7 protein-coding genes are annotated in these 8,294 nt (G+C 63.3%); all 7 read right to left on the bottom strand.

What is annotated here, in order from left to right; translation table 11 throughout:
• Window position 1: 1 nt before the first annotated feature.
• Entirely contained in the window at window positions 2-394 is a 393-nt protein-coding gene (locus tag AC07OV_RS29135; protein WP_494996325.1) for a DUF4398 domain-containing protein, read from the bottom strand.
• Window positions 395-704: 310 nt separating this feature from the next.
• Window positions 705-1,139 carry a RidA family protein gene (locus AC07OV_RS29140; RefSeq protein ID WP_176999121.1) on the bottom strand — a complete coding sequence of 145 codons (435 nt, stop codon included), beginning with the start codon at window positions 1,137-1,139 and terminating at the stop codon, window positions 705-707.
• A gap of 11 nt (window positions 1,140-1,150) precedes the next feature.
• Entirely contained in the window at window positions 1,151-2,734 is a 1,584-nt protein-coding gene (locus AC07OV_RS29145) for a flavin monoamine oxidase family protein (protein WP_495093522.1), read from the bottom strand.
• 12 nt (window positions 2,735-2,746) lie between these two features.
• On the bottom strand, window positions 2,747-3,670 hold the full coding sequence (locus AC07OV_RS29150; protein ID WP_176999119.1) for an ABC transporter substrate-binding protein: 924 nt from the start codon (window positions 3,668-3,670) through the stop codon (window positions 2,747-2,749).
• 18 nt (window positions 3,671-3,688) lie between these two features.
• Entirely contained in the window at window positions 3,689-4,462 is a 774-nt protein-coding gene (locus tag AC07OV_RS29155) for an amino acid ABC transporter ATP-binding protein (protein WP_495093523.1), read from the bottom strand.
• Window positions 4,455-5,420, bottom strand: coding sequence for an amino acid ABC transporter permease (locus tag AC07OV_RS29160; RefSeq protein WP_494996321.1), 966 nt, complete (start codon window positions 5,418-5,420; stop codon window positions 4,455-4,457). Before AC07OV_RS29160 ends, AC07OV_RS29155 begins: the two co-directional genes overlap by 8 nt.
• A gap of 15 nt (window positions 5,421-5,435) precedes the next feature.
• Window positions 5,436-7,829: a TonB-dependent receptor plug domain-containing protein gene (locus AC07OV_RS29165; RefSeq protein WP_495093524.1), complete on the bottom strand. Its 2,394-nt coding sequence runs from the start codon at window positions 7,827-7,829 to the stop codon at window positions 5,436-5,438.
• Window positions 7,830-8,294: the final 465 nt, after the last annotated feature.

The raw sequence follows: 8,294 nt of genomic DNA on the forward strand, positions 1-8,294 counted from the left end.
CTCAGTGAGTGGTCGCGGGGGCGTTGAGCATTTCCTGCTTGAGCACCTGGATGCCCTCGCGCGCCTGGTTCAAGACCTGTTGTTTACGCACGGCAGTGGCCTTGGCTTCGGCCAGGTTGGCGTCAACCTCGATCTGCTCGGCCAGGCTGTCGACCAGGACGTAATTCTTTTCGCCGATGGCTTGCTCCATGCGGGCCAGCTTGTCCTGTGCCGTTTTCATCTCAAGCGGTGCGAATTGGGTGGCCTGCGCCGCCAGGGCACGCCCGACCGAATCACGGGCCAGGGTGGTTTTTTGCTCGGATGGCGGGGTCGCGGCACAGCCTGCCAGCACACCCGCGACGATCACGGCCCAGGCCGAGCGGCGCAGGCGTTTGCTCACACAGGTCATTTTCATGGTTTGACTCCTAGGCATTTGCGGGCCTGATGCCCTCTCGCTTGGGGTCAAGCGAGGGGGCCATCCTAGGAGGTAAAGGTCGGGCAGGAATGATGAAATCTCCGGCCACAATGTAGGAATTTTCCCAGCAAAAACAAAGCCCTGTAGTGAGCGGGCTTGCCCCGCGCCGCGGTGTGTCAGATAAGCTTGAGCTGCCTGACACACCGCTGTGGTGTGTCAGATAAATTTTAGGTGGCTGACACGCCGCCGCGCGGGGCAAGCCCGCTCACTACAAGTCGGGGTGTGAAATAAAGGGGCGGTGTGGGGTGGTTCAGGAGGTTCTGGCGGCAATGGCTTCGACTTCGACCAAGGCCCCCGGCAACGGCAATGCCACCACTTGCAACGCGGTGCGCGCCGGTTTGTTCGGTTGCTCCGGTGTGCCAAAGAACTGCGTATAGCCGGCCTGCAACCCGGCAAAGTCCAGCTTGCCGCCGGTTTCTTCAGCGCCCACCAGGAACACGCGCAACTGCACGATATCGCCGAGGTCCAGGTCTTGCTGGCGCAGGATCTTGCGCAGTTTGTTGAACACCGACACCGTCTGCACTTCGGTGTTGCCATAGGCTGCCGGGGTGCCGGCCGGGGCGTTGGCGTCATGCAGGTCGGGCAAGGTGCCGCTGACGAAGATCAGGCTGGCGGAGGCCGGGACGGTGACGGTTTGCGAGATCGGAAAATCGCCGACGCTGGTACGTTGAATGCTGTCGCTCATGATGAAGCTCCTTAGGAGGCGGCAAGGGCCGCGATCTGTCGTTGTTGAGTCACGCGTTCGGCCAGTTGCCCGACCACATGGCGCGCCGAGTTGGCCGCCGATTCCTGCCAGATACCCACGCCGCTTTGCACCAAACCATCACCGGCGAAGTACACGCGGCCGTGGCCGGCTTCGAGCAGCGCGCTGGCGTCGGCCGGGAAGTGCTCGCGTTGCAGCCACGGGCCTTCGCTGTAGGGGATCTGCTCCCAGGACACAGCCAGCGGGTTGCGCAGGTGTTTGGAATAGCCGGGGTGCAGCAGTTCCACGGCTTCCTGGGACGTGGCGTATTGCGTGTCGAACGGCTGCGCGCCAAACACATCGGCACCCTCGCCGGTCACGTAACCGGCCACCAGCAAACCTTCGCGGGTATTGAGGTCGTTGCTCGGGTACCACAACAGGCGCGCCGGGTGTTCGATCCAGGACAGGCCGCCGTAGGTGCGGTAGTCGGTTTCCCAGAAGCGCGGCGACTGCCACGCGACCTTGGTCGCCTGGTCGCTGCGGGTGCTGAGCAGCGCGGCCTTGATCGGGTCGCTGAAGTCGGTGTCGAGCCTGGCCAGCAAGGGCAACGGCAAGGTGGAAATCAGGTAATCGGCGCGCACCACCTGTTCGCGGCCGCTGTGTTTGTCGTGATAGGTCACGGCCACGCCGTCGTCCCGCTGACGGATCTGGCGCACCTGGGCGCCGAGCTGCACGTGGTCGCACACCCGTTGGTAGAACGCATCGGTGATGCGGTCCATGCCGCCGACCGGTTGGAACATGGTGGCGGAAAATTCCGGGAACTCGGTGTGCAGCAACGCGCCCCACAACTCCGGGTGCAGCAGTTGATCCAGCGCCAACGGGCGGCGACTGGCGGGCAGCGCACCGGGATGTGCCGGCGATTCCAAATGCCCAGAGCGCAGCGTGCCCTCAAAGGCCAGCTCCTGTGACAGGTCGCCATACACCTGCAGGAACGCCAGCAACCGCGTGCGCTCCTCGTGACTCAACACATCATCCAGCGCGTCACGCTGCACCGCCTTGGCCAGCAAGCCAGACACGTGCCCGCGCGCATCGTTGATCGCCTGGCCCACGCTGAACGCCGGCTTGCTCACATCCGGCCGCACCTGGGCGCCATGGCTGCTGTTGACCAGCACTTCCAGCGGCACCCCCAGCTCGCTGCAATAGTCGAGAATCGTGCGGTGTTGGCTGGGGATCCTGGCCGGGCCTGCGTTGAAGTAATGCCCTGGGTCGAAAGTGGCGGTCTGGGTGCGACCGTCCTTGTAGTCCACGCGGTCGCCGTGGCGGATTGTCCAGGTGCGGCCGCCGGCCCGATCACGTGCCTCCAGCACCTGCACGTCGAACCCGGCGCGGGTGAGTTCCAGGGCCGTGACCAGCCCGGCAATCCCGGCGCCCAGTACCAGCACGCGGGTGCCCTGCCCCAGGCCTTCCTTGAGTTTCAGCGGCTGCGGACGGCGGTGCGAAGACGGCCCCAGGCCCAATGCCGCCAATGCATCCTTGACCGCCTTGTCGCCGCCTACCGCAGCGATACTCGACAGCGCTTCACGTCGTGTCAGTCCCATGCTCGATGCTCCTTAATCCGGCAAGCCCGGTGGGTTGATCAGCGACGTGTCGACGCGCTCGATATCCAGGCCCCAGCGTTGCAGCACCTGCTCGTATTGGCCGCCGGCAATCGCGCCTTCCAGGGCCGTGTGGATCGGCTTGACCAGGCCGTTGTCCTTGCGCGTGGTCACCGCGATATCGGCTTTCAACGGCCAGCCACCGTTGACCGTGCCGACGAGCTTGATGCCTCCGGTGATGGCCGCCGAATAGGCGTACACCGAGTTGGGCCCGAACAGCGCATCGCTGCGCCCGGACTGCACCGCCAGTTGCGCGGCGGCCTGGTCGTCGAAGTACTGCAACAGGGCCGGCTTGATGCCAGCTTTTTCATTGGCTTCGTTCCAGGCCAGCAGAACCTTTTCCTGGTTGGTGCCAGAGCCGACGATGATCTTCAGCCCGGCGATGTCGGAAGCCTGCTTGATCTCGCTGATCTTGCTGGTGCTCTTCACATAGAACCCCAGGACGTCCTGTCGATACGTGGCGAAGTCGAAGCGCTTCTTGCGCGCCTCGGTCACCGTGACGTTGCTGATCACCGCGTCGTATTTACCCGAGCTAACGCCCAGGGGCCAGTCTTCCCAGCTGGTCTGTACCACGTTGAGTTGCAGGCCCAAGCTGTCGGCGACCAGCTGCGCAGTGTCGGCCTCGCTGCCGATGGTGGTCTTGTCGTCATTGGCCAGCAGCGCCAGGGGCGGCCCTGCCACGCCGGACACGGCCACGGTGAACTTGCCCGGCTGGGCGAACTTGAAGCCCGGCGGAATCTGCGCGATGGCGGCTTCGTTGCGCGGCACGTGGATACGCGGGCGGTCGGGGCTGAGGTCGACCTGTTGCACGGCCAACGCGGTTTGCGCCGCACTGACGGCAAGCGCCAGCAAGGCCACACGAGCGGTATGGATGAACATGGGCAGTCACTCCTTGAACTAAAGCACCTTGCCGAGAAAGGCGACGGTGCGGGGATGTCGGGGTTGGCGGAAGATCTGTTCGGGCGGGCCTTCTTCGATCAACTGGCCGTCGCAGAGGAACACCACGTGGTCGGCCACCTCGCGGGCAAAACCGATTTCGTGGGTGACGATCACCAGGGTCACGCCCAGTTGGGTCAGGCCCTTGATCACGTCGAGCACCTCGCCGACCAATTCCGGGTCGAGGGCCGAGGTGGGTTCATCGAACAGCAAGACCTTGGGGTCCAGCGCCAGGGCCCGTGCGATGGCCACGCGTTGTTGCTGACCACCGGAAAGTTGCCTCGGGTAGGCGTCTACCTTGTCGGCCAGGCCGACCTTGGCCAGCAACTCGGACGCCCTGGCCCGCGCCTCGGGCTTGCTCCAGCGCTTGTGGGCCAGGGGCGCTTCGGCGATGTTTTCCCAGGCGGTGAGGTGCGGGAACAGGTTGAAGTTCTGGAACACGAAGCCCACGTCGATGCGCCGCTTGAGGATCTCGCGTTCTTTCAATTCGTACAGCAGGTCACCCTTGCGGCGGTAGCCGACGTATTCACCGTCAATGGTGATGTGGCCGCTGTCGATCTTCTCCAGGTGGTTGATGGTGCGCAGCAAGGTGGACTTGCCCGAGCCCGACGGCCCGAGAATCACCGTGACCTTGCCCGGGTCGATGGTCAGGTCGATGTCCTGCAACACCTGCTGGTTGCCAAAGCGCTTGCCCACGCCCTGGATCTGAATGCGCCCGGCGCGTGCTTCAGCCATGGGTCTTCTCCTTGAGCCAGCCACGGATGCGCTGCAACGGCGTCGGTGGCAGTACCCGTGCCGTGCCGCGTGCAAAGTAGCGTTCGACGTAGTACTGGGCGCTGGTCAGCACGGTGGTGATGATCAGGTACCACACCGTCGCCACGATCAGCAGCGGGATCACCGCCTGGGTGCGGTTGTAGATGACCTGCACGGTGTAGAACAGCTCCGGCAGGGCCAGCACGTAGACGATGGAGGTGCCCTTGACCAGACCGATGATCTCGTTGAAACCCGACGGCAAAATCGAGCGCAGCGCCTGGGGCAGGATGATCCGGAAGATCCGTCGCGACGCCGGTAAACCGAGGGCCGCCGCCGCTTCATGCTGGCCGGCATCCACGCCGATCAGGCCGCCACGGATGATCTCTGCCGCGTAGGCCGCCTGCATCAGGCTCAGGCCGAGCACGGCCACGGTGAACTGGCTGAGCACATCCACCGTCGACCACTCGGCGAACACCACGGACGTGAACGGCACGCCCAGCACGATGTGGTCATACAGGTAGGCAAAGTTGTAGAGGATGATCAGCACCAGCAACGCCGGCATCGAGCGGAAGAACCAGATGTAGCCCCAGGCCAGCGCCGCCAGCAGCGGCGAGCCCGACAACCGCGCCAGCGCTAACGCCGTGCCGAGGATCACGCTGAACACCGTGCTCAGCAGGGTCAGCAACAGGGTCTGGCCAAGGCCGCGCAACACCGACGGCGAGAAGAACCACTGGCCGAACACGCCCCACTCCCAACGCGGGTTGGTGGCCAGGGAATGCACGATGGCCAGCAGCACCAGCGCAGCGAAGATCGACCCCGCCCAGCGCCACGGGTGCCGCGCTGGCACCACTTGCAGGGCCTTGATGGGCGTGGCGACACGCGCCTGGCGAACCGGACGCACGTCTTCGATCAGGTCATAGGTTTTGGCGACAATGGGCATGTTTGTTCCTCCGCCTTAGAAGGCATAGGTCAAGCGGGTGTAGTAGTACCCACCGGTAAAACCGTAGGGCGAATAGGTGCCGTAGCTGGCGAGCATGGTGCTGCTCGGCACGCCTTGTTTCTTGGGGTACAGGTCGAACAGGTTCTTGGCGCCGATGGCGATGTTCAGGTCTTTGGTGAGGTTGTAGCCAAGGTCGAGATCGGTGATCCAGCGGGCGTTGTAGACCCGGTCCAGGTCGCGATTGGCCGAGACGTTGACCTCTTTGTAGGCGCCATAACGGGTCAGGGCCAGGTTGAGGTTAAAGCGGTCGATGCTCCAGTCGCCCCCCAGGATCAGCTTGGTTTTTGGTTGCACGTCGGTGATCAGGCCGCGGGCCTGACGGTCCATCAGGTCATACGAGGTGCCCAGGATCGTCGTGGACTCCTTGTAATTGAGGATCTTGGTCTGGTTCCAGTTGAACGCCGCCGTCCACTTCAGCGAGCCGAACGCGCCGAGGTCCTGGTTGTAGTTGCTGACCAGGTCCAGGCCTTTGGTGCGGGTGTCGGCGCCATTGATGAAGTACTGGCCGCCCGAGGTGGAGTTGATGCCGTTGTTCTGCAGCACCTGGGTGACTTCCGGGCCAAGCAAGGTGCCCGTGAGGGTGATGCGGTCACGCAGGTTGATCACATAAGCGTCGGCGGTGAAGTTCAGGCGGTCGGTGGGCGTGAGGGTGAAACCCAGGCTGAAGTTGGTCGAGCGCTCGGGCTTGAGGTCCTGGGCGCCCAGGGCCTTGGCCGCCGCCGAACCCACCGGCAACACGCCGTAGTTGATCGACTGATACACCCCGTCCACCACGCCGTAGGTGGTGGAGCGCGCACTGAACAGGCTATTGGCCAGGGACGGCGCGCGGAAACCATTGCTCACCGTGGCACGCACGGCGAACTGCGGCGTGAAGTCGTAGCGCGTGGTCAGCTTGCCGCTGCGGGTGGCGCCCACGCCTTCGTTGTAGTGCTCATACCGAAAGGCGGTGCCGACGTACCAATCCGGCAGCGGGTTGAAGCCCACGTCGACATAACTGGCAAGGCTGTTGCGCGAGGCGCTGCTTTCTTCATCCGGCGAAATGCCGTTGGTGACCTGGGCGCCAGACGATGCGCAATTGCCCGGCGCCACGCAGTAGCCGCCGTTGGCATAGGACGCATAGTCACCGGCCTGCACCTCATAGGTGTCACGTCGATGCTCGAAGCCATAGGACAGGTCGAGGGGCTTTTGCAGACCGATGTCGAAGCCGCGCTTGAAGTCCAGGTTGGTGGTCAGCTCGGTGGAGATCCAGGTGCCGGAAGTAAAACTGTTCGGCGTGGCCTCGCCCAGCGACGGGTTCTGGTTGTGAGTGGTGCCCTGCTCTGCCGCGTTGCGCCCGTAGGTGGTGGACAAGTCCCAGGCCCACTCGCCCAAGGTGCCTTTGCCGCCGAACGCCGCCTGGAAGTCGTCTTCATCGATGTACCAGGTGGGCGTGTACCCGGACGGGTAGCCGTTGGGCCCGGTGGTGATGGTGTTGGTGATGGTCGGCAGGCGGAAGTTCTGCCCCTGCTCGGCCTTGCGCCGTGAATAGGTGGTGAAGGAGTACAGGCTCAGGCTGTCATCGATCGGCAATTCGGCGTTGTAACCCAGGGTAAGCAAGTTGGTCTTGGGCGTGCCGTAGCCGCCATAGGTCGCCTTGCCCGCCAGGCCATACGCCTGCTCGTAGGTGTAGCCGTTGGCGCTGGCCTTGTTGTCGTCGTTCTGACTGCGTGCATCCAGGGCCAGTTGCACGATGCCGCCGTTGCCGATTTCGAAGCCCTTGTTGAGGCTCTGTTGCACGGTCTGCTTCTTGCCATCGTAACCCTGGCCGACGTTGGTCACCGAGGTGCCGCTGGTGTCGGCCTTGAGGATCACGTTGATTACCCCGGCGATCGCATCGGAACCGTATTGGGCAGCGGCGCCATCGCGCAGCACTTCCACGTGGTCGATGGCGCTGATGGGGATCAGGTCCAGGTCAGCCGGTGCGGCGCCGGTGTTGATGCCGTTGATATTGAGGGTGGCGCTGGTGTGGCGGCGCTTGCCGTTAACCAGCACCAGCACTTCGGCGGCACTCAGGCCGCGCAGGTTTGGCGCACGGGCGATGCCGCTGGCGTCCCAACCGGTTTTTTCCGGCAGGGTCAGCGAAGGGATCACGGCGCTGAGGGCTTCCATCAGGCCGGGCTTGCCGGTGCTCTGTAGTTGTTTGGCGCTGACCACGTCGATCGGCACGGGGCTGCTGGTGACGGTGCGTTGTTCGGCGCCTCGGTTGCCGGTGACCACCACGGTGGAGAGGGTGCTGTCGTCCTGGGCCTGTGCTGGGTTGGCCAGCAGGGCCAGGGCGAATACGGCGGTGGGTTGTAGGGCTCGCTTCATATCCATTCCTGCAGGTTCAAATCGCGAAGTCGGGCAGGCACGCGGTCGTGCGCGGTGCTCGGCGTTTTTGGGGGTGTTGCGGCGATTTGGGGCTAGGTGTGGGGCGAGTGCGGGGTTTGGATCGACAACATACGTTGAACTCCCTTCCAACGATTCTGCTGCGGGGTGGTTAGCCGGTTATGGGCGCAGAATCCGAATCACGATGGGTACCATCCGAGGTCAGGGGTAGGCTGTTGAGTTCAAACATAACGGAATGGGTTTTGAAAATATAATGCTATTTGGGCATAAGCTAATATTCTTGAATTTCATTATTGTTTGTTAGATTTATTCTTATAAGTAATGTTTTTTGGGTGGGGTACATATCCGTTTCTGCGGTAACGGCGGCTATGGGTTCCGCCCTTACGGCGGGTCACTTTGGAAAAGCCCCAAAGTAACCAAAGGGCTCTTGCCCCAACACTCGGCACC

The sequence above is a fragment of the Pseudomonas sp. GW821-FHT09A09 genome (assembly GCF_059418405.1).